Raw genomic sequence first — 20,402 nt, 5'->3', positions numbered from 1 at the left:
CAGTATTCGGTGTTCAGTCGACGACTGCCTCATGGGCGAGGCGCTTCAGATCCGGGAAGATCTTCAGGGTCTTCGGACGCACCTGGGTCATGAACTGCACGGTCAGGTCGCGCCCCGGATCGATCCAGAAGGTCGTCCTCGCCACGCCGCTCCAGCCGAAGGTGCCGAGGCCCACCGGCACCACCGTCCGGGCGGGATCGGTGACCACGGAGACGTTGAAACCGAAGCCGACACCCACGTTGCCGGGCTCCCGGTGGGCGGGGGCGCCGAAGGACCACAGGTCCGTGCCGCCCGGGAGCCGGTTGCCGGTCATCAGGGCCACCGACGCGCGGGAGAGCAGACGGATGCCGTCCAGTTCGCCGCCGCGGCGCAGCATCTCCATGAACCGGTGGTAGTCGTGGGCCGAGGCGACCATACCGCCGCTGCCGGACAGGAAGCGGGGCCGGCCGTGCAGCGGCAGCCCGGGGATCGGCTCGATGCCACCGGCATCGGTCTCGCCGTACAACTCGGCGAGCCTGTCGGACTGTTCGGGCGTGACCTCGAAGCCCGCGTCCGTCATGCCGAGCGGCCGGAAGATCCGGTCGGCGAAGAACCGGTCGAGCGGCTGCCCGGAGACCACCTCGATCACCCGGCCGAGCACGTTGGAGGCGACCGAGTAGTTCCACTGCGTGCCCGGCTCGAACTGCAGAGGAAGCCGCGCGTACACGTCCATCGTCCCGGCCAGGTCCGCGCCCGGCGCCACCGGCGACTCCAGACCGGCCTCGCGGTACAGCGCGTCGACAGGATGGGAGTGGTAGAAGCCGAAGGTCAGGCCCGCGGTGTGGGTCAGCAGATGACGCAGGAGGACGGGGCCGTCGGCCGGGCGGGTCTCCACGTCGGGGCCGGAGCCGCCGACGTAGACCCGGGGGCCGGCGAAGACGGGGAGGTACCGCTCGAGCGGGTCGTCCAGCGACAGCCTGCCCTCCTCCGCCAGCAGCAGCACGGCGACCGCGGTGACCGGCTTGGTCATGGAGTAGATCCGCCACAGGGTGTCCGCCTCGACCGGCAGCCCCGCCGCCACGTCGCGGTGCCCGTGCACGGTCAGGTGGGCGACACGGCCGCCGCGCGAGAGGGCCACCAGGAAGCCGGGCAGACGCCCTTCGTCGACGTGGTCGGCGAGGTACCGGTCGAGGCGGTCCAGCGCCTTCCCGTCCAGCCCGGCCTCGCCCGGGTCGACTTCCTGTCGCAGCTGTGCCATCGCTCTCCTCCGGTCGTGTCCGACCCGGCGTGGTCCGTCCTACCCTCGCCGGACGGCCTCAGACCTCATCGGAGGGGCTCAGGCCTCTTCGGACGTCGTCGGAGATCATCTTCGCAGGGACTGCGGCACGCTCCCGCGGTTCCGGGCGGGGTGTGATCGACACGACGCGGCGTCCCGGCAGCGCCAGGGAGGCCACCGCGCCGAGCGCGGCAACGACCGCCAGGACGGTCAGCGCCGCCGCGGTCCCCACGCCCATCAGCGACGTCGCCGCGGCCACGCCCAGCGCCGGCCCGACGTTCAGCGCGGTCTGCTGCAGCCCGCCCGCCACACCGGCCGTACCGGCGTCCGCCCGCCGCACGACGACGTGCGTGGCCGCCACCATCACGGTGCCGAACCCGGCGCCCAGCAGCGCGAAACCGGCGTCCAGTACGAGCGTGCCCGAGGCGCGGGCCATCACCAGCACGCCGGCCGAGAGGAGAGCCATCGCGACGCCGGTCGTGACACGGGCGCCCGCCCGGCGCAGCAGCATCGCGCACGCCGGGGCGGACAGGACCATCAGCACGGCCAGCGGCAGGCTGCGCAGGGCACTGTGGAGGGGGTCGAGGCCGAGTCCGTCCTGCAGGACGTAGGTGACGGCGAACAGTGTGCCGAACAGCGCCGCCGACGCGGCCACCAGGATGCCCAGCGCCGCGCCCACCGCCCGCGAGCCGATCACCTCCGGCGGCAGCAACGGGCTCGCGGCCCTCCGCTCGTGCCGGACGAACGCGACCCCGGTGAGGGCCGCCAGGGTCAGTCCGGCCACCGTCTGCGCGGCCACCGGACGGGCGACCAGCGCGTGCACCAGGCAGCCGAGCGTCACCGCGAGGAGCAGCGCGCCGGGTATGTCCAGCCGCACCCCGGCCGTCCGCGCCGTCGCACCGCGATCGCGTGCGATGAGCGCGATCGCGCCGAAACCGCAGGCGGGCAGGACGTTGAGGAAGAACACGGCCCGCCAGCCCGGTCCCGTCACCAGCACCCCGCCCACGACCGGCCCGGCGGCGGCCGCCAGCCCGATCGCGGCGGTGCGCACCGCCAGCGGCATCGCGAGGCGTTCCGGCGGATACGCGGTACGCAGCATCCCGAGCGTGGCCGGCTGCAGCAGCGCGCCGCACACGCCCTGCACCACCCGCAGCGCGATCACCCAACCCACGCCGGGTGCCAGGCCGATGCCCGCCGACGCCGCCCCGAACCCGAGCATTCCGCAGGCGAACATCCGTCGTTGCCCGTACCGGTCGCCCAGCCGTCCGGCGAACACCAGCAGGCTCGCCACCGCGATCAGGTAGGCGGTGCTGGTCCACTGCACCTCGGTCAAGGACGCGTGCAACTCCCTGCGCAGCGTGGGCTGGGCGACCGTGAGGACCGTGCCGTCCAGGGCGACGACCACGGCGCCGACCACGCTGGCGGCCAGCGTCAGCGGACGGTTCACCGCGCGTCCCTCGGCCCCAGGTGGGCGTCCAGCGCCGACTGCAGGAGGGGTACGAAATCGTCGGTGCCCGTGGCGAGTTGCATACTGCCCCAGCCCCACAGCTGGGCGATGCCGTGCAGATTCGCCCACAACGCGCCGGCGATCAGGCGGGCGTCGGCGTCCGGGCGGATCCGGCCCACCAGGTCGGCCAGCAGACCGAAGAGCGGAAGGCTGGTCCGGCGCAGCCCCAAGTGGCCGCTCTCCAGTAGGTCGTGACGGAACATCAGCTCATACATGCCGGGGTTGTCCAGTGCGAACTCCAGGTAGATCCGGCTCAGAGCGGTCAGTCGCCGGCGCGGCTCCGGCGGGGCGTCCGCGAGGGCGGCCTCCACTCGGCCGGCCAGGTCGGCGAAGCCACGGCGCGCGATGGCGGACAGCAGTTCCAGATGGGTTGGGAAGTAGCGGCGTGGCGCCCCGTGCGAGACGCCCGCCCGGCGGGCGATCTCCCGCAGGGTCAGCGCCCCCACGCCTTCGGCGGCCACCAGTTCCACACCGACGTCGACCAGGCGGGTTCGCAGACCGGGTTCGGATTCTCTCAAGGGCATAGACGGTGTCTACCAGAAGGCGTAGACACTGTCTACCAACATGTCCACCGGTGCCGTGGGAGGAAGGGGGGGAATGTGGCGGCGCGCCGGCCGGGTTGAACCCGGTATGACACAGGACGCGACGCAGGACGCACTGCTCGGGCTGCTCTCCGCAAGCCACGGGGGAGTGCTGGTGACCCTCAAGCGCGACGGCCGGCCCCAGTTGTCGAACGTCAGCCACGCCTACTACCCCGAGGAGCGGGTCATCCGGGTCTCGCTCACCGACGACCGCGCCAAGACCCGCAATCTGCGCCGGGATCCTCGGGCCTCCTACCACGTGACCACCGCCGACCGCTGGGCGTACACGGTCGCCGAGGGCACCGCCGACCTGTCACCCGTCGCCGGGGACCCGCACGACGAGACGGTGGAGGAGCTGATCCGCCTCTACCGCGACGTCCAGGGCGAGCACCCCGACTGGGACGACTACCGGACCGCCATGGTCCGCGACCGCCGGCTGGTGCTGCGGCTGCGTGTGGAGCGTGCGTACGGGATTCCGCGACGGTAGGCCATATGGCATCCACCCGACGAAGGGCCGCATACCGTCAGTAGACGACGGTCGCGATGTATGCAACCGACGACGGCCACTACGTATGCACCTGACGACGGCCACTACGTATGCACCTGACGACGGCCACTACGTATGCACCTGACGACGGCCGCTGCGGTATGCAACCGACGGCGGGCGGCCCCGTACGGCGCCGCCCGCCATCTGCACCGCGCTGGGCGGTCAGGGTCCGCAGTTCCACTCCGCGATCACCGGCCGGCCGTGTTCGGTCGACAGTCGGCTGACCGTGCCGGTGGCCAACTGGAACAGGCGTCCTTCGGCCGGCGGCAGGCCCAGCCGACGGGCGGTCAGGACACGGAGGAAGTGGCCGTGGGCCACGAGCAGTACGTCGCCGTCGTCGCGGGCGAGCACCGGGTCCAGGCGGGACAGCACCCGGTCGGCGCGCCGGCCCACGTCGGCGGGCGACTCACCGGGTGTCCCCCCGGAGCCGGGCGGCACGCCGTCGGTCCACAGGTCCCAGTCGGGACGGGTGCGGTGGATGTCGACGGTGGTGATGCCCTCATAACCGCCGTAGTCCCATTCGTGCAGGTCGGGGTCCGCGACGGCCCCCGTCAGGCCGATGAGTTCGGCGGTGCGTATCGCGCGTCGGAGCGTGCTGGTGAGTGTCAGGGCGTAGGTCCGGCCGGTGAGGAGCGGAGCCAGGGACTTGGCCTGCTCCTCGCCGTGCTGGGTGAGGGGCAGGTCGGTGAAGCTGGTGTGCTGTCCCGAAACGCTCCACTCCGTCTCGCCATGGCGGACCAGCAGGAGGTCCCCCATGACCGGCTACTCCTTCACCGACTCGACGGCGTGGCCGCCGAACTGGTTGCGCAGCGCCGCGACCATCTTCATCTGCGGGGAGTCGTCCTGCCGGGAGGCGAACCGGGAGAACAGGGAGGCGGTGATCGCCGGGAGCGGCACCGCGTGGTCGATGGCCGCCTCGACGGTCCAGCGGCCCTCGCCGGAATCCTCGGCGTAGCCGCGCAGCTTCTCCAGGTGCTCGTCGTCGTCGAGGGCGTTGACCGCGAGGTCGAGCAGCCAGGAGCGGATGACCGTGCCCTCCTGCCAGGAGCGGAACACCTCCCGGACGTTGTCCACCGAACGGACCTTCTCCAGGAGCTCCCAGCCCTCGGCGTAGGCCTGCATCATGGCGTACTCGATGCCGTTGTGGACCATCTTCGAGAAGTGGCCGGCACCGACCTTGCCGGCGTGGACGTAGCCGTAGGGGCCCTCGGGCTTGAGCGCCTCGAAGATCGGCTCCAGCCGCTCCACGTGGGCCTTGTCGCCGCCGACCATCAGGGCGTAGCCGTTCTTGAGGCCCCAGACCCCGCCGGAGACGCCCGCGTCGACGAAGCCGATGCCCTTGACGCCGAGTTCCGCCGCGTGCTTCTCGTCGTCCGTCCAGCGGGAGTTGCCGCCGTCGACGACCGTGTCGCCCTCGGACAGGAGCTGCTTCAGTTCGTCGATGACGGACTGGGTGGCGTGGCCCGCGGGGACCATCACCCACACCGTGCGCGGGGCGTCGAGCTTCTCGACCAGTTCGGCGAGGTTCTTGACGTCGGAGACTTCGGGGTTGCGGTCGTAGCCGATGACGGTGTGGCCGGCGCGGCGGATCCGCTCGCGCATGTTGCCGCCCATCTTGCCGAGGCCGATGAGTCCAAGCTGCATGGTCAGTTCACTTCTTCCTTAAGCGTGCGGGGCGTTCTTCAGCGAGCGGTAGGCGGCCACGAGGGCGGCGGTGGACGGATCGAGACCGGGCACGTCGGCGCCTTCGGTCAGCGCCGGTTCGACGCGCTTGGCGAGGACCTTGCCGAGCTCCACGCCCCACTGGTCGAAGGAGTCGATGTCCCACACCGCGCCCTGCACGAACACCTTGTGCTCGTAGAGGGCGACGAGCTGGCCGAGGACCGACGGGGTCAGTTCGCCGGCGAGGATCGTCGTGGTGGGGTGGTTGCCGCGGAAGGTGCGGTGCGGCACCTGCTCCTCGGGCACGCCCTCGGCGCGCACCTCGTCGGCGGTCTTGCCGAAGGCGAGGGCCTGGGTCTGGGCGAAGAAGTTCGCCATCAGCAGGTCGTGCTGGGACTTCAGTTCGTCGCTGAGCTCGGCCACGGGCCGGGCGAAGCCGATGAAGTCGGCCGGGATGAGCTTCGTGCCCTGGTGGATGAGCTGGTAGTAGGCGTGCTGCCCGTTGGTGCCGGGCGTGCCCCACACCACCGGCCCCGTCTGCCACTCGACCGGGCGGCCCTGACGGTCCACCGACTTGCCGTTGGACTCCATGTCCAGCTGCTGCAGGTAGGCCGTGAACTTCGACAGGTAGTGGCTGTACGGCAGCACCGCGTGCGACTGGGCGTCGAAGAAATTGTTGTACCAGATGCCCAGCAGGCCGAGGATCAGCGGCGCGTTGGACTCCGGGGGCGCGGTCCGGAAGTGCTCGTCGACGATCCGGAAACCGTCGAGCATCTCCCGGAAGCGGTCCGGACCGATGGCGATCATCAGCGACAGGCCGATCGCCGAGTCGTACGAGTACCGGCCGCCGACCCAGTCCCAGAAGGCGAACATGTTGTCCGGGTCGATACCGAACTCGGTGACCTTCCCGGCGTTCGTCGACAGTGCGACGAAGTGCCTGGCCACCGCCTTCTCGTCCCCTCCGAAGGCGTCCAGCAGCCAGGAGCGGGCCGAGGTGGCGTTGGTGATCGTCTCGATGGTGGTGAACGTCTTCGACGCGACGATGAACAGGGTCTCCGCCGGGTCCAGGTCGTGGGTCGCCTCGTGCAGATCGGCGCCGTCCACGTTCGACACGAACCGGAACGTCAACTCCCGTGCTGTGAAGGGCCGAAGCGCCTCGTAGGCCATCGCCGGGCCCAGGTCGGAGCCGCCGATGCCGATGTTGACGACGTTGCGGATCCGCCGACCCGTGTGGCCGGTCCACTCACCGGAGCGGACCCGCTCGGCGAAGCCCGCCATCTTGTCCAGGACCGCGTGGACCTCGGGGACGACGTTCTCCCCGTCGACCTCGACCACCGCCTCCCGCGGGGCGCGCAGCGCGGTGTGCAGCACGGCCCGGTTCTCGGTGACGTTGATCCGCTCGCCGCGGAACATCGCGTCGCGCAGCCCGGACACGCCGGTGGCGGCGGCCAGTTCCTGGAGCAGGACCAGGGTCTCGTCGGTGATCAGGTGCTTGGAGTAGTCGATCCGCAGGTCGCCGACGGTGACGACGTAACGCTCGGCGCGGCCCGGATCCGCGGCGAACAGCTCCCTGAGGCTCGGGTGCGGCATCGTGTCCGCGCGGTGGTCCTCCAGAGCGGCCCACTCCGGCCGCCGCGTGGGCTTCGGGGCGTCAGACATGGGCGGGGGTCTCCTCCTTGCCGCGCAGGGCGATGGCGTACATCTCGTCGGCGTCGAGGCGGCGCAGTTCCTCGGCGATGAGCTCGGACATGGACCGGACCTTGAGCGCCAGGGTGCGCGGCGGCTGCCCCGGGAGGGTCAGCGTGGCCAGCGGGCCCTCGGGACGGTCGATGACGATCTCGCCGTTGCCGGTGCCGAGGCGGACGGCCGTGACGACCGGTCCGGCGGTGACCACGCGGTCGACGTTCACCCTGAGCCGTGCCTCCAGCCAGCGGGCGAGCAGCTCGGCGGCGGGGTTGTCGGCCTCGGCCTCGACCGCCGCCGAGGTCACCGTCGTGCGGGCCTGGTCCAGGGCGGCGGCCAGCATCGAACGCCACGGGGTGAGCCGGGTCCAGGCGAGGTCGGTGTCACCGGGCGCGTAGGAGCGGACCCGGTGCTGAAGGACCTCCAGCGGGTTCTCGACGGCGTACAGGTCGGTGATCCTGCGCTGTGCCAGCGCGCCCAGCGGATCCTTGGCGGGGTTCTCCGGCGCCTCCACCGGCCACCACACGACCACCGGGGCGTCCGGCAGCAGCAGCGGCAGGACCACCGAGTCGGCGTGGTCGGACACTTCGCCGTAGGTGCGCAGCACGACCGTCTCCCCGGTACCGGCCTCGGAGCCGACCCGGACCTCCGCGTCCAGCCGGGACTGCATGCGCTCACGCGGGTTGCGGGCCTGCCGCTTGATGACGACCAGGGTCCGCGAGGGATGCTCGTGCGAGGCTTCCTCGGCGGCCTTGATCGCGTCGTAGGCGTTCTCCTCGTCCGTGACGATGACCATCGTCAGGACCATGCCCACCGCGGGTGTCCCGATGGCGCGGCGGCCCTGCACCAACGCCTTGTTGATCTTGCTTGCCGTGGTGTCGGTCAGGTCGATCTTCATGGCCTGCGCCAGCTCCGTCCGTCTCGTGCGAGCATCTCGTCGGCTTCCTCGGGTCCCCAGCTGCCCGACGCGTACTGCGCCGGCCTGCCGTGTGCCGCCCAGTACTCCTCGATCGGGTCGAGGATCTTCCAGGACTCTTCCACTTCCTGGTGGCGGGGGAACAGGTTGGCGTCGCCCAGCAGCACGTCCAGGATGAGCCGCTCGTACGCCTCCGGACTCGACTCGGTGAACGACTCGCCGTAGGCGAAGTCCATGGACACGTCCCGGATCTCCATCGAGGTGCCCGGCACCTTGGAGCCGAACCGGACGGTCATTCCCTCGTCGGGCTGGACGCGTATGACGATGGCGTTCTGCCCGAGTTCCTCGGTGGCCGTAGAGTCGAACGGGGAGTGCGGGGCCCGCTTGAACACCACCGCGATCTCGGTGACCCGGCGGCCCAGCCGCTTACCGGTGCGCAGGTAGAACGGGACGCCCGCCCAGCGGCGGTTGCCGACCTCCAGCTTGATCGCCGCGTATGTGTCGGTCTTCGAGCTCGGGTCGATGCCCTCCTCCTGCAGGTATCCGGGCACCTGCTCGCCCCCCTGCCAGCCCTCGGCGTACTGTCCGCGGACGGTGCTCAGGCCCAGGTGCTCCGGCAGCCGCACCGACTTCAGCACCTTCAGCTTCTCGGTGAGCAGCGCCTCGGCGTCGAAGGCGATGGGTTCCTCCATCGCGGTGAGGGCCATGAGCTGCAGCAGGTGGTTCTGGATGACGTCACGGGCGGCGCCGATGCCGTCGTAGTAGCCGGCCCGGCCGCCGATGCCGATGTCCTCGGCCATGGTGATCTGCACATGGTCGACGAAGGACCGGTTCCAGATCGGCTCGTACATCTGGTTGGCGAAGCGGAGGGCCAGGATGTTCTGGACGGTCTCCTTGCCGAGGTAGTGGTCGATGCGGAAGACCTGGTCCGGGTCGAACACGTCGTGCACGATCGCGTTCAGCTCCCGGGCGCTCGCCAGATCGTGCCCGAACGGCTTTTCGATGACCGCCCGGCGCCAGGCGCCCTCCGGCGGACTCGCCAGGCCGTGCTTCTTCAGCTGCCGCACGACCTTCGGGAAGAACTTCGGCGGCACCGAGAGGTAGAAGGCGAAGTTGCCGCCCGTCCCCCGGGAGGCGTCCAGCTCCTCGACGGCCTCGCGCAGCTGCTTGAACGCGGTGTCGTCGTCGAAGTCGCCGGGGATGAACCGCATGCCCTCGGCGAGCTGCTGCCAGACCTCCTCGCGGAACGGGGTGCGCGCGTGCTCGCGGACGGCGTCGTGCACCACCTGGGCGAAGTCCTGGTCCTCCCAGTCGCGGCGGGCGAAACCCACCAGGGAGAAGCCCGGCGGAAGCAGCCCGCGGTTGGCGAGGTCGTAGACGGCCGGCATCAGCTTCTTGCGGGACAGGTCACCGGTCACCCCGAAGATGACCAGCCCCGACGGGCCCGCGATGCGGGGCAGGCGGCGGTCGCGCGGATCGCGCAGGGGATTGTCCCAGTCGGCCGCCGGTTCGACGGGCACCAGCACCTGCTCCGGTGCCGCCCCCTGCTCTTCGTTGGTGGTCATTACGCGTCAACTCCCTTGCTGTTCAGGGACTTCGTGACCGCGTCCAGCAGGTCCTGCCAGGCCGCCCCGAACTTGGCGACGCCCTCGGCCTCGAGCTGCCGGACGACCTCCTCGTAGGAGATCCCGAGCCGTTCGACGGCCGCGAGGTCGGCGCGGGCCTGCGCGTAGCCGCCGGTGACCGTGTCGCCGGTGACGGCGCCGTGGTCGGCGACCGCGTTCAGGGTGGCCTCCGGCATGGTGTTGACCGTGCCGGGCGCGACCAGATCGTCTACATACAGCGTGTCCTTGTATGCGGGATCCTTCACACCGGTGGACGCCCACAGCGGACGCTGCTTGTTCGCCCGGTCCCCGGCCAGCGCGAGCCAGCGTGCGCCGGAGAAGACCTCCTCGTACGCCTCGTAGGCCAGCCGCGCGTTGGCCAGCGCGGCCCGGCCCTTGAGTGCGAGGGCCTCCTCGGTGCCCAGGACCGTCAGCCGCTTGTCGATCTCGGTGTCGACGCGGGAGACGAAGAAGGAGGCCACGGAGTGGATGGCGGACAGGTCCAGGCCCTTCGCGCGTGCCTTCTCCAGACCGGCGAGGTAGGCGTCCATCACCTCGCGGTAGCGCTCCAGGGAGAAGATCAGCGTGACGTTGACGCTGATGCCCTGGCCGACGACCTCGGTGATGGCGGGCAGACCCGCACGGGTCGCCGGGATCTTGATCATGACGTTCGGGCGGTCCACGAGCCAGACGAGCTGGCGTGCCTCGGCGATCGTGGCCGTCGTGTCATGGGCGAGCCGCGGGTCGACCTCGATGGAGACCCGGCCGTCCCGGCCGCCGGTCCGCTCGTATACAGAATGCAGAATGTCGGCGGCGGACCGTACGTCCGCGGTCGTCAGCATCCGCACCGCCTCGTCGACCGTCACACCCCGCACGGCCAGGTCGGCCAGCTGCTCCTCGTAGTCCGCGCCGGAGCCGATGGCGGCCTGGAAGATCGACGGGTTGGTGGTGACGCCGACGACCTTCCCGGCCTCGACGAGCTCGGCGAGGCCGCCGGACTCGATCCGCCCGCGGGAGAGGTCGTCCAGCCAGACGGACACCCCCTCCTCGGCGAGGCGCCCAAGTGCTCCCGCGATCGCGGTCGCTTCGGTCACTGTGATCATCTTCCTTCGTGCGTTCGGATCAACCGCGGGCGGCGGCAAGGGATTCGCGTGCCGCGGCGGCGACGTTCTCGGGGGTGAACCCGAACTCGGCGAACAGGGTCTTGGCGTCGGCGGAGGCGCCGAAGTGCTCCAGGGAGACGATGCGTCCGGCGTCGCCCACGAAGCGGTACCAGGTCAGACCGATACCGGCCTCCACGGCGACCCGTGCCCGTACCTCCGGCGGCAGCACCCGGTCGCGGTACTCGCGCGGCTGCTCCTCGAACCACTCCACGGACGGCATCGACACCACCCGCGTACCGACGCCTTCGGCTTCCAGCAGCTCGCGGGCGGCCACCGCGACATGCACCTCCGAGCCGGTGGCGATCAGGACGACGTCCGGTGCCCGGGTGGAGGACTCCTCGAGGACGTAGCCGCCGCGCGCCGTGTCCGGGTTGGGCGCGTAGGTCGGCAGCCCCTGCCGGCTCAGCGCCAGGCCGTGCGGGGCCGGGTGGGTGGAGTGCCGGCGCAGGATCTCCGTCCAGGCGAGGGCGGTCTCGTTGGCGTCCGCCGGACGCACCACGTTCAGACCCGGGATGGCGCGCAGCGCGGCCAGGTGCTCGACGGGCTGGTGGGTGGGGCCGTCCTCACCGAGACCGATGGAGTCGTGCGTCCACACGTACGTCACCGGCAGCTGCATCAGCGCGGACATCCGCACGGCGTTGCGCATGTAGTCGGAGAACGTGAGGAAGGTGCCGCCGTAGACACGGGTGTTGCCGTGCAGGGCGATGCCGTTCAGATCGGCGGCCATCGAGAACTCGCGGATGCCGAAGTGGACGGTACGGCCGTACGGATCGGCCTCCGGCAGCGGGTTGCCCTCCGGCAGGAAGGAGCTGCTCTTGTCGATGGTCGTGTTGTTGGACCCGGCCAGGTCGGCGGAACCACCCCACAGCTCGGGGACGACCGGTCCGAGGGCCTGCAGGACCTTGCCGGAGGCCGCGCGGGTGGCGACGGACTTCCCGGGCTCGAACACCGGTACGAAGTCCGCCCATCCCTCGGGCAGCCGGCCCGCGACGACCCGGTCGAACAGCTCGGCACGCTCGGGCTGGGCCTCGCGCCACTCGGCGATCCGCTTGTCCCAGGCGGCGTGCTCCTCGGCCCCCCGGTCCAGGGCCCGGCGGGTGTGGGCGCGGACGTCGTCCGCGACCTCGAAGGTCTTCTCCGGGTCGAAGCCGAGGACGCGCTTGGTGGCCGCGACCTCGTCGTCGCCGAGCGCCGAGCCGTGGGCGGCCTCGGTGTTCCGCGCGTTCGGGGCGGGCCAGGCGATGATCGTGCGCATCGCGATGATGGAGGGGCGGCCGGTCTCCGCCTGGGCGGCCTTCAGCGCCGCGTACAGCGCGGGCACGTCGATGTCGCCGTCGTCCGTGGGCTCGATCCGCTGGGTGTGCCAGCCGTACGCCTCGTACCGCTTCAGCACGTCCTCGGAGAAGGCGGTCGCGGTGTCGCCCTCGATGGAGATGTGGTTGTCGTCGTAGAGGAAGACGAGGTTGCCCAGCTTCTGGTGGCCGGCCAGCGAGGAGGCCTCCGCGGAGACGCCCTCCTGCAGGTCGCCGTCGGAGACGATCGCCCAGATCGTGTGGTCGAAGGGGGAGGTGCCCGCCGGGGCGTCCGGGTCGAACAGGCCGCGCTCGTAGCGGGCCGCCATCGCCATGCCCACGGCGTTGGCGACGCCCTGGCCGAGCGGGCCCGTCGTGGTCTCCACACCCGCGGTGTGCCCGTACTCGGGGTGGCCGGGCGTCTTGGAGCCGTAGGTGCGGAACGACTTCAGGTCGTCCAGCTCCAGCTCGTACCCGGCGAGGTGGAGCTGGGTGTACAGGGTCAGCGAGGTGTGGCCGGGGGAGAGCACGAAGCGGTCGCGGCCCGTCCACTCCGGGTCGGCCGGGTCATGGCGCATCACCTTCTGAAAGAGGGTGTATGCCGCCGGCGCCAGACTCATCGCGGTGCCGGGATGACCGTTGCCGACCTTCTGCACGGCGTCCGCCGCCAGCAGACGGGCCGTGTCGACGGCACGCCGGTCGAGTTCGGTCCATTCGAAGCTGTCCGGTGTCTGCGTGGTCATCTTCAAGAAATCCTCTATCCGAGCGGTGGATTGCTCTGACGCGTTCGAACTTAAAAGTCAGACTTTTACGGGGGAAGGTCGCCGTGTGTCAGCCTGTGGTGAAAGTGGGACACCCCAGTGCGCTGCGACGCGCGACCGAGGCGGCACGAGAAGGACATGGCAGACAGAACCACCCAAGGCGGAGACGGCGGCGGTGTGGACGACGACGGCGGCGTGGACGGGATCAGAACCTTCCCCTTCCCGGTCGAACTCAGCGCATGCGGTGTCGGCATGCAGATCGGCCCCATGGGGACCGGCCGCACCTGGCACGCCGAGGCCCCGCTGGAGCGCGTGCACCGCATCGACTTCCACGTCGTGATGCTCTTCACCGACGGCCCCGTACGGCACATGATCGACTTCGCCGAGTACGAGGCGACGGCCGGCGACCTGCTGTGGATCCGCCCGGGGCAGGTCCACCGCTTCTCGCGCAGCTGCGAGTACCGCGGAACCGTCCTGACCATGCAGCCCGGCTTCCTGCCCCGCGCCACCGTCGAGGCCACCGGCCTGTACCGCTACGACCTCCCGCCGCTGTTGCGCCCCGACGAGGACCAGCTCGCCGGGCTCGAGGCGGCCCTCGTCCAGTTGGGGCGCGAGTACCAGGACACCACCACGCTCCCCCTCACCCTGCACACCGAGGTGCTGCGCCACTCCCTCACGGCGTTCCTGCTGCGCCTGGCGCACCTCGCGGCCGGCTCGGCCCAGGCGGCCCGGCAGCAGGCCGACACGACGTTCACCCTCTTCCGCGAGGCGGTCGAGAGGGGCTTCACCGCCAACCACAGTGTCAGCGCCTACGCCGACGCCCTCGGTTACTCACGCCGCACCCTCGTCCGCGCGGTCCGCGCCGCCACCGGACAGACCCCCAAGGGCTTCATCGACAGACGCGTGATCCTGGAGGCCAAACGCCTGCTCGCCCACACCGACCTGCCCATCGGCAGAGTGGGCGCGGCGGTCGGCTTCCCCGACGCGGCCAACTTCTCCAAGTTCTTCCAGCAGCACACGGACATGACCCCGGCGGCGTTCCGGGCGGAGCTGCGCTGAGCGTCTCGCCCGCCACTCGCGCGGAAAAGGGGCTCCACGCGTGCGTGGAGCCCCCTTTGCGCAAGCGCGCGGTCAGTGGCCGAAGTCGAACCAGTTCACATTGACGAAGTCCGACGCCTGGCCGCTGGTGAACGTCAGATAGACGTCATGGACTCCGGTCACCGAGGTGACGTTCGCCGGGACCGTCCGCCAGCTCTGCCAGCCGCCCGTATTGGCCACCGCGAAGCTGCCGACAGGGGGGTTGCCCCGGCTGTCCAGGCGTACCTCGACCAGTCCGCTCACGCCGCTCGCCGCTCCGCTCGCCACCCGGCCGTAGAACTGCCGGGCCGCCGTGGAGCCGAAGTCGACGCCCTTGTACAGCGCCCAGTCGCCGTTGGCGAGTGAGCCGATGTCCTGGCCGCCGCCGGTGTCCGTGGTGGTCTCGGTGGCCGTGCCGGACTGGCTGTCGTAGGACTCCGCCTGAATGGCACCGTAGGCGTCCCGGTTGCCGGACGGCGGGGGAGTGGTACCGCTCCCACCGGTCGACTGCGACACCTGCACGTAGTCGACGACCATCGGGGCGCCGGACCTTGTGTCGCCGTCGAGTCCGCCGCCGAGGGCGTCCGGGAAGGCGCCGCCCATCGCCACGTTCAGGATGAGGAAGAACCCGTGGTTGGTGGCGTTGGCCCAGGTGGTGGCGTCCATCTGGTTCGCCGTGACCGTGTGGTAGTCGACTCCGTCGACGTAGAAGCGGATCGCCTCGGGGCTGACCGAGCGGTCCCATTCCAGCGCGTAGGTGTGGAAGCCGGACTGGCAGGTCGTGTTCGGGCAGGCGGTGGAACTGCCGATGCCCGTGGTCTCGTTGCAGGGCCCGCCCGGGTTGGTGCCGCAGTGCATCGTCGCCCAGACCTTGTTCAGGCCCTGGACGTTCTCCATGACGTCCAGTTCGCCGACGCCCGGCCAGTTCTGGTAGTTGCCGCGGTAGGGGGCGCCCAGCATCCAGAACGCGGGCCAGTAGCCCTCGGCCGCGGTGCCCGTGACGTCCGGCATCTGGATACGGGCCTCGACGCGCAGCTTGCCGCCGGCCGGCGGCTGGAAGTCGGTGCGGTTGGTCTCGATGCGGCCCGAGGTCCAGTTGCCGGAGGAGTCGCGCACCGGGGTGATGCGCAGGTTGCCGTTGCCGTCGAGTGAGACGTTGCTCGTGCTGCTGGTCATCCTCTCGACCTCGCCGGTGCCCCAGTTCCCGGGGCCGCCCGGATATGCAGTGCCGGTGTCGTACTGCCAGTTGCGGGTGTCGACGCCGGAGCCCGCGGCGCCGTTGAAGTCGTCGAGGAAGACCTGGGTCCAGCCCGACGGGGGTGTGGGGGCGGAGGCGTGCGCGGACGGTGAGGCGACCGTGGTGGCGGCCGCCGCGAGGCCCAGCGTGCCGATGACGGCGAGGAGCGCCCGCCGCAAGGGGCGCGGTCTGCGGTGTATGCCGGAGGTGTCACTCATGGGGAGCCTCTCGGGTACGGGGATGTGCGCGGGGATGCCTTCGGGAGCGCGTGGCTTGAGAGCGCTCTCAAAGTGGGCCCAATGTGCTCCGCGTCACCGAGACCGTCAAGAGTTGTAGCGAGGAAAGTCCTTGCGGCGCTGATGAGTTCAGTGCATGAATGCCGCGGATCGGGCTAGAGCGCGCTCCCCGCCCTCCACTCCGGCCAGGAGAGGTTCCAGCCGTTGAGGCCGTTGGCAGGGTCGACGGTCCTCTCGCCCGAGTTCCTGACGATCACGACGTCACCGAGCATCGAGCTCTCGTAGAACTCGTAGCCCGGCACCGAACTGTCGTTGGCGCCCTTCGCGTCGTGCAGACCGACGCAGCCGTGGCTGGTGTTCTGGTGGCCGAACACGGCCGTCGACGCCCAGTAGTTGCCGTGCACGAAGGTGCCGGAGGTGGTCAGACGCTGGGCGTGCGGCACGTCCGGGATGTCGTACTCGTCGCCGAGCCCGACCGTCGAGGACTCCATCCGCGTCTGCTTGAACCGCTCGCTGATCACCATGATCCCCGACCAGGTGGTGTGACCGGAGTCGCCGCCGGTGACGGGGTAGGTCGCGAAGGTCCGGCCGCCCCGTTTGACGACCATCTGCTTGGTGGCCAGGTCGACCGTGCTGATCTGCTCGCGGCCGATGTGGAAGATGACGTCCTTCGACTCCACACCGTAGACACCGTCCGAACCCTCGACGTCCTTCAGGCGCAGGCTGAGGGTGATCTTCGTGCCCGCCGCCCAGTACGTCTCGGGCCGGAAGTCCAACCGGGTGTCGCTGAACCAGTGCCCGACCACCTCGACGGCGGGTTCGGCGGTGACGGTGATGGCCTTCTGCACGGCGGTCCGGTCCGTGACGGCGTGCGTGAAGTTGATCGACACCGGCATGCCGACACCGGAGGTGGAGCCCGCCTCGGGTGTGAAGTAGCCGACGAACGTCTCACCGGGCGACTTTGTGGTGAAGGCGGCCACTGTCTCCTCGGTGTCCCCTTCGGCCCTGGCCGTCACCGTGTACTTCGTGCCCGAGTACGGGTTCTTCGCCGATGTCCATTTCGTGCGGGCCTCGTTGTAGGAACCCGGCAGCGCGGAGCCGTCGTTGCCGGTGACCTCGACGGAGGCCAGGGCGCCGCCGGTGGCGGTGACTTCCACCCGGCTGGTGAAGTCGGCCTTCCTGGTGCCGGCCGCGGGCGTGACCGTGATCGTCGCCTTCTTCGCCGTCGCCCGCCGTGCCGACGCGCCCCCGCCGTCCCCGGCCCCCGCGGTACTGGTCGCGTCAGAGGCGACCGGCGAGGATCCGCAGCCGGTGAGGAGGGCGGCGGCGGGCACGGCGCCGAGGACGCCGAGGATGCCGCGCCGGGACCACTTCCGTGCCCGCTGTCCTGCTCGGTTCGATAGGTGCGAGACGCCCACGACGCGCCTTTCCGGAGTTGTCCGTCTGCTGTGTGGGCATCCTGCGCCGGTTGTCTGGGGCCACTCTTTGAATCCGAGGGGTGCTCCCTGAGATTCCGGTGAGGACAGGAGGATGCCGGCCGCCCGGCGGGAAGTGGGGGGGGCGGGGAGCGGCGAGCTCAGGGCGTGCGCTCCGGCTGCCAGCCCAGCGCCCGGGATATCCCGCGCGCCGCCAGCCGTACCGCCGGGGCCAGCACCGGCACCTGCGCGGCCTGCTGGGGTACGACGACGGACACGGCGGCGACCACGGCTCCGCCCGGCCCGCGCACGTCGGCCGCCACCGACAGCGCGTCGTCCGTCACCTGACGGTCGCTCACCGCCACGCCGGACCGCCGTACCTCGGCGAGCACCCGGCGCAGCCGTGCCGGATCGGTGATCGTGTACGGGGTGAAGGAGGTGAGCGGACCGGCGCAGTACTCCTCCTGGAAGGCGGTGTCGGCGTGCGCCAGCAGCGCGAGCCCGACCCCGGTGGCGTGCAGGGGCCAGCGCGCGCCGACCCGGATGTGCACGCCGACCGCCGAACGCCCCGAGATCCACTCGATGTAGACCACCTCGGACCCGTCCCGTACCGCCAGCTGCACGTTCTCGTGCGTCGCCTCGTACAGGTCCTCCAGATACGGCAGCGCGATCTGACGCAGCGCCAGGCCGCGCGGTGCCAGGGCCGCGATCTCCCACAGCCTGAGACCCACGTGGTAGACGCCGTCGGGGTCCCGTTCCAGGGCGCCCCAGCCGGTGAGCGCGGCGACCAACCGGTGCGCGGTGGTGAGGGTGAGCCCCGCCCGGCGGCTGATGTCCGTCAGGCACAGCGCCGGATGCTCGTGGTCGAACGCGGCGAGCACCGACAGCAGCCGGTCGGGAGCGGAGCGGGCGGTCATCACGAAGTGCCCTCCAGTGGTGCGGCCCTACGAGAGCCCGTCCTCGGCGACGCGCAGCAGCAGGGCGTGCAGTGTCTCGCGTTCGGCCGCGTCCAGGGGGCCCAGCAGTTCCCCGGTGACGCGCAGGCCCGCCTCGTCGGTGTCGCGCAGGAAGGCACGGCCCGCGCCGGTGAGGACCACGATGCGGCTGCGGCGGTCGTCAGGGGCGGGGCGGCGCTCGGCGAAACCCAGCTTCTCCAGGTCGTCGACCAGGCCGACGATCGCACTCGGGTCGTAGCCGAGCCGGGTGCTCAGCTCACGCTGCAGGGCGCCCTCGGAGGTGGCGAGGAAGCGCAGTACCGCGTAGTGGCGCAGGCGCAGGCCGGACTTCTCCAGGAAGGCGTTGAACAACTGCCCGGAGCGCAGGCCCAGCCGGTAGAGCAGATAGCCGGTGTCGGCGTGCAGCCCGCGCATCCACGGTTCGTGCTCGTCGAGGCCGGGGTCCGTGGCGTGCTGGCGGGTGATGGCTCTCTCCCTCGTCTCGGCCGGCCGGGACCTCATTCCCGGAACCTGGGAGGCCAGGATGCCCCACGCGCAGGTTCGGGACAACTATTGACGTCGACAATTATTGCTCTTAGCTTCGATCTCGTAGCCGCGCCATCCGCATGGCCGCGCCACCCGCATAGCCGCACCCGCATTGCCGCAGCACCCGCATCGCCCGTAGCCACCCGCACAGCCTTGTGAAGGGACTCCGCGTGTCCAGCATCGATCTCACCGGCAAGGCCGCCGTCGTCACCGGCAGCGGCCGGGGCCTCGGCCTCGCCTATGCCCACGCCCTCGCCGCCCACGGGGCGTCCGTGGTCGTCAACGACATCGACGAGACAGTGGCCGAGCAGGCGGTGAAGTCCATCACCGAGGCCGGCGGAACGGCCGTCGCCGAAGTCGTCCCCGTCGGCACCACCGAGGCCGCCGACCGGCTCGTCGGACGTGCGGTCGAGGAGTTCGGGCGGCTGGACATCCTGGTCACCAACGCGGGCATCCTGCGCGACAAGGTGCTGTGGAAGATGACCGACGAGGACTTCGACGCGGTGATCACCACCCATCTGAAGGGCACCTTCACCTGCGCCCGCGCCGCCGCCGTGCGGATGCGCGAGCAGGGCGAGGGCGGCACCCTCATCCTGGTCGGCTCCCCGGCCGGGCAGCGCGGCAACTTCGGCCAGACGAACTACGCCGCCGCCAAGGCCGGCATCGCCGCCATGGCCCGTACCTGGTCGATGGAGCTGGGACGGGCGAACATCACCGTCAACGCGATCGTGCCGGTGGCCGCGACTGCCATGACCGAGACCATCCCCGCCTTCGCCCCGTACGTCGAAGCCCTGAAGAACGGCGAGCCGCTGCCGGACTTCCTGCGCAAGGGCGAGGGCTTCGGCACGCCCGAAGACTGCGCGGCCCTCGTCCCCTTCCTCGCCTCCGAGGCCGCGCGGGGCATCACCGGCCAGGCCATCGGCATCGGCGGCGACAAGGTGGCACTCTGGTCGCATCCGCAGGAGGTCCGGGCGGCCTACGCCGACGGCGGCTGGACGCCCGACTCCCTGGCCGACGCGTGGGCGACCTCGGTCGGCGCCGAGCCGCAGACCGTCGGTATCCCGGCACCCAAGTTCCCGGAGGCGTGATGGACCCCGCCATGAACGTCGAGGAACTCGTCGCGATCGACGTCCACACCCACGCGGAGGTGTCCACCAAGGGCCACTCCTCGCTGGACGACGACCTGCACGACGCCTCCTCCGCCTACTTCAAGGTCGAGGGCAAGCGCAAGCCCACCCTCGCGGAGACCGCGGCCTACTACCGGGAGCGGAGGATGGCCGCCGTGATCTTCACGGTGGACGCCGAGTCCGCCACCGGCACCCCTCCCGTCCCCAACGAGGAGGTCGCCGAGGCGGCGGCCGCCAACGCGGACGTGCTCATCCCCTTCGCCTCCGTCGACCCCTTCCGGGGGAAGGCGGGCGTGAAGCAGGCGCGGCGGCTGGTCGAGGAGTACGGGGTGAGGGGCTTCAAGTTCCACCCCAGCATCCAGGGCTTCTTCCCCAACGACCGCTCGGTGGCCTACGACCTGTACGAGGTCATCGAGGAGACGGGCACCATCGCCCTGTTCCACACCGGCCAGACGGGCATCGGCGCCGGAGTCCCCGGCGGAGGCGGGATCAGGCTGAAGTACTCCAACCCGCTGCACGTGGACGACGTCGCCGCCGACTTCCCGCATCTGAAGATCATCCTGGCGCACCCGTCCTTCCCCTGGCAGGACGAGGCGCTCGCCGTCGCCACGCACAAGCCGGGTGTGCACATCGACCTGTCCGGCTGGTCGCCGAAGTACTTCCCGCCGCAACTGGTGCAGTACGCCAACACGCTACTGAAGGACAAGGTCCTCTTCGGCTCCGACTTCCCCGTCCTCACTCCCGACCGCTGGCTCGCCGACTTCGAGAAGCTGTCGATCAAGGAAGAGGTCCGGCCGAAGATCCTCAAGGAGAACGCCGCCCGTCTGCTCGGACTGACGAAACCGTGAGAGGGGCGTC

Annotated in this window: 18 protein-coding genes; 4 read left to right on the top strand and 14 right to left on the bottom strand. The window is 70.6% G+C overall.

What is annotated here, in order from left to right:
• Positions 1–13 precede the first annotated feature (13 nt).
• From ACFY0F_RS23165 to ACFY0F_RS23155, 3 genes are read right to left on the bottom strand one after another with little or no spacing between them, the layout of a single operon-like run.
• Complete coding sequence (locus tag ACFY0F_RS23165; protein WP_388797374.1) at positions 14–1,237, bottom strand: serine hydrolase domain-containing protein; 1,224 nt, start codon at positions 1,235–1,237, stop codon at positions 14–16.
• A gap of 58 nt (positions 1,238–1,295) precedes the next feature.
• Entirely contained in the window at positions 1,296–2,702 is a 1,407-nt protein-coding gene (locus ACFY0F_RS23160; RefSeq protein WP_388797372.1) for an MFS transporter, read from the bottom strand.
• On the bottom strand, positions 2,699–3,286 hold the full coding sequence (locus tag ACFY0F_RS23155; RefSeq protein WP_388797370.1) for a TetR/AcrR family transcriptional regulator: 588 nt from the start codon (positions 3,284–3,286) through the stop codon (positions 2,699–2,701). Before ACFY0F_RS23155 ends, ACFY0F_RS23160 begins: the two co-directional genes overlap by 4 nt.
• A 106-nt stretch (positions 3,287–3,392) precedes the next feature.
• Between ACFY0F_RS23155 and ACFY0F_RS23150 the strand changes: the two genes are divergently transcribed.
• Entirely contained in the window at positions 3,393–3,830 is a 438-nt protein-coding gene (locus tag ACFY0F_RS23150) for a PPOX class F420-dependent oxidoreductase (protein WP_388797367.1), read from the top strand.
• Between the two features lie 222 nt (positions 3,831–4,052).
• Here the strand turns inward: ACFY0F_RS23150 and ACFY0F_RS23145 are convergent, their stop codons facing one another.
• Genes ACFY0F_RS23145 through tkt form a run of 7 tightly spaced genes read right to left on the bottom strand, consistent with a single transcriptional unit; the run spans position 4,053 to position 12,953 of the window.
• Complete coding sequence (locus ACFY0F_RS23145; protein ID WP_388797364.1) at positions 4,053–4,646, bottom strand: histidine phosphatase family protein; 594 nt, start codon at positions 4,644–4,646, stop codon at positions 4,053–4,055.
• 6 nt (positions 4,647–4,652) lie between these two features.
• Positions 4,653–5,534 carry a phosphogluconate dehydrogenase (NAD(+)-dependent, decarboxylating) gene (gene gnd / locus ACFY0F_RS23140; RefSeq protein ID WP_388797361.1) on the bottom strand — a complete coding sequence of 294 codons (882 nt, stop codon included), beginning with the start codon at positions 5,532–5,534 and terminating at the stop codon, positions 4,653–4,655.
• A gap of 18 nt (positions 5,535–5,552) precedes the next feature.
• Positions 5,553–7,211: a glucose-6-phosphate isomerase gene (gene pgi, locus ACFY0F_RS23135; RefSeq protein ID WP_388797358.1), complete on the bottom strand. Its 1,659-nt coding sequence runs from the start codon at positions 7,209–7,211 to the stop codon at positions 5,553–5,555.
• Positions 7,204–8,133 carry a glucose-6-phosphate dehydrogenase assembly protein OpcA gene (gene opcA, locus ACFY0F_RS23130; RefSeq protein WP_388797355.1) on the bottom strand — a complete coding sequence of 310 codons (930 nt, stop codon included), beginning with the start codon at positions 8,131–8,133 and terminating at the stop codon, positions 7,204–7,206. Before opcA ends, pgi begins: the two co-directional genes overlap by 8 nt.
• Positions 8,130–9,716 (bottom strand): glucose-6-phosphate dehydrogenase, encoded by a 1,587-nt coding sequence (gene zwf, locus ACFY0F_RS23125; RefSeq protein WP_388797352.1) that lies wholly within the window; start codon positions 9,714–9,716, stop codon positions 8,130–8,132. The genes opcA and zwf overlap by 4 nt, the downstream gene beginning before the upstream one ends.
• Positions 9,716–10,858 (bottom strand): transaldolase, encoded by a 1,143-nt coding sequence (gene tal, locus ACFY0F_RS23120; protein ID WP_388797349.1) that lies wholly within the window; start codon positions 10,856–10,858, stop codon positions 9,716–9,718. Before tal ends, zwf begins: the two co-directional genes overlap by 1 nt.
• Before the next feature lie 19 nt (positions 10,859–10,877).
• The gene (tkt, locus tag ACFY0F_RS23115; RefSeq protein ID WP_388797346.1) at positions 10,878–12,953 is read right to left on the bottom strand and encodes a transketolase; all 2,076 of its coding nucleotides are present in this window, start codon (positions 12,951–12,953) and stop codon (positions 10,878–10,880) included.
• Positions 12,954–13,109: 156 nt separating this feature from the next.
• Between tkt and ACFY0F_RS23110 the strand changes: the two genes are divergently transcribed.
• Positions 13,110–14,030 (top strand): AraC family transcriptional regulator, encoded by a 921-nt coding sequence (locus ACFY0F_RS23110; RefSeq protein WP_388797344.1) that lies wholly within the window; start codon positions 13,110–13,112, stop codon positions 14,028–14,030.
• Positions 14,031–14,102: 72 nt separating this feature from the next.
• Here the strand turns inward: ACFY0F_RS23110 and ACFY0F_RS23105 are convergent, their stop codons facing one another.
• The 4 genes from ACFY0F_RS23105 to ACFY0F_RS23090 all read right to left on the bottom strand — a co-directional run bounded on the left by ACFY0F_RS23105 (position 14,103) and on the right by ACFY0F_RS23090 (position 18,306).
• Complete coding sequence (locus ACFY0F_RS23105) at positions 14,103–15,503, bottom strand: glycoside hydrolase family 16 protein (RefSeq protein ID WP_388797341.1); 1,401 nt, start codon at positions 15,501–15,503, stop codon at positions 14,103–14,105.
• A gap of 173 nt (positions 15,504–15,676) precedes the next feature.
• Complete coding sequence (locus ACFY0F_RS23100; RefSeq protein WP_388797338.1) at positions 15,677–16,939, bottom strand: Ig-like domain-containing protein; 1,263 nt, start codon at positions 16,937–16,939, stop codon at positions 15,677–15,679.
• Between the two features lie 158 nt (positions 16,940–17,097).
• Positions 17,098–17,853 carry an IclR family transcriptional regulator gene (locus tag ACFY0F_RS23095; RefSeq protein WP_388797335.1) on the bottom strand — a complete coding sequence of 252 codons (756 nt, stop codon included), beginning with the start codon at positions 17,851–17,853 and terminating at the stop codon, positions 17,098–17,100.
• Between the two features lie 27 nt (positions 17,854–17,880).
• A complete protein-coding gene (locus ACFY0F_RS23090; RefSeq protein ID WP_388797907.1) occupies positions 17,881–18,306 on the bottom strand; it encodes a MarR family winged helix-turn-helix transcriptional regulator in 426 nt (141 codons plus the stop codon).
• A 281-nt stretch (positions 18,307–18,587) separates the two neighbouring features.
• Here ACFY0F_RS23090 and ACFY0F_RS23085 point away from each other — a divergent pair, with 281 nt between their 5' ends.
• Complete coding sequence (locus tag ACFY0F_RS23085) at positions 18,588–19,505, top strand: SDR family NAD(P)-dependent oxidoreductase (RefSeq protein WP_388797332.1); 918 nt, start codon at positions 18,588–18,590, stop codon at positions 19,503–19,505.
• A gap of 11 nt (positions 19,506–19,516) precedes the next feature.
• Positions 19,517–20,392 carry an amidohydrolase family protein gene (locus ACFY0F_RS23080; RefSeq protein WP_388797904.1) on the top strand — a complete coding sequence of 292 codons (876 nt, stop codon included), beginning with the start codon at positions 19,517–19,519 and terminating at the stop codon, positions 20,390–20,392.
• Positions 20,393–20,402 lie beyond the last annotated feature (10 nt).

It is taken from the genome of Streptomyces sp. NPDC001544, from assembly GCF_042894285.1.
Classification (GTDB): domain Bacteria; phylum Actinomycetota; class Actinomycetes; order Streptomycetales; family Streptomycetaceae; genus Streptomyces.
The sequence above is the reverse complement of the archived record's forward strand: the minus strand, read 5'-3'. Positions and strand labels throughout refer to the sequence as shown.

Coding starts and splice junctions, on each gene's coding strand:
- ACFY0F_RS23155 (WP_388797370.1), bottom strand. CDS start 3,286: ATGCCCTTGAGAGAATCCGAACCCGGTCTGCGAACCCGCCTGGTCGAC.
- ACFY0F_RS23110 (WP_388797344.1), top strand. CDS start 13,110: ATGGCAGACAGAACCACCCAAGGCGGAGACGGCGGCGGTGTGGACGAC.
- ACFY0F_RS23165 (WP_388797374.1), bottom strand. CDS start 1,237: ATGGCACAGCTGCGACAGGAAGTCGACCCGGGCGAGGCCGGGCTGGAC.
- opcA (WP_388797355.1), bottom strand. CDS start 8,133: ATGAAGATCGACCTGACCGACACCACGGCAAGCAAGATCAACAAGGCG.
- ACFY0F_RS23145 (WP_388797364.1), bottom strand. CDS start 4,646: ATGGGGGACCTCCTGCTGGTCCGCCATGGCGAGACGGAGTGGAGCGTT.
- tkt (WP_388797346.1), bottom strand. CDS start 12,953: ATGACCACGCAGACACCGGACAGCTTCGAATGGACCGAACTCGACCGG.
- pgi (WP_388797358.1), bottom strand. CDS start 7,211: ATGTCTGACGCCCCGAAGCCCACGCGGCGGCCGGAGTGGGCCGCTCTG.
- ACFY0F_RS23150 (WP_388797367.1), top strand. CDS start 3,393: ATGACACAGGACGCGACGCAGGACGCACTGCTCGGGCTGCTCTCCGCA.
- ACFY0F_RS23090 (WP_388797907.1), bottom strand. CDS start 18,306: ATGCGCGGGCTGCACGCCGACACCGGCTATCTGCTCTACCGGCTGGGC.
- ACFY0F_RS23105 (WP_388797341.1), bottom strand. CDS start 15,503: ATGAGTGACACCTCCGGCATACACCGCAGACCGCGCCCCTTGCGGCGG.
- ACFY0F_RS23095 (WP_388797335.1), bottom strand. CDS start 17,853: ATGACCGCCCGCTCCGCTCCCGACCGGCTGCTGTCGGTGCTCGCCGCG.
- gnd (WP_388797361.1), bottom strand. CDS start 5,534: ATGCAGCTTGGACTCATCGGCCTCGGCAAGATGGGCGGCAACATGCGC.
- tal (WP_388797349.1), bottom strand. CDS start 10,858: ATGATCACAGTGACCGAAGCGACCGCGATCGCGGGAGCACTTGGGCGC.
- ACFY0F_RS23080 (WP_388797904.1), top strand. CDS start 19,517: ATGAACGTCGAGGAACTCGTCGCGATCGACGTCCACACCCACGCGGAG.
- zwf (WP_388797352.1), bottom strand. CDS start 9,716: ATGACCACCAACGAAGAGCAGGGGGCGGCACCGGAGCAGGTGCTGGTG.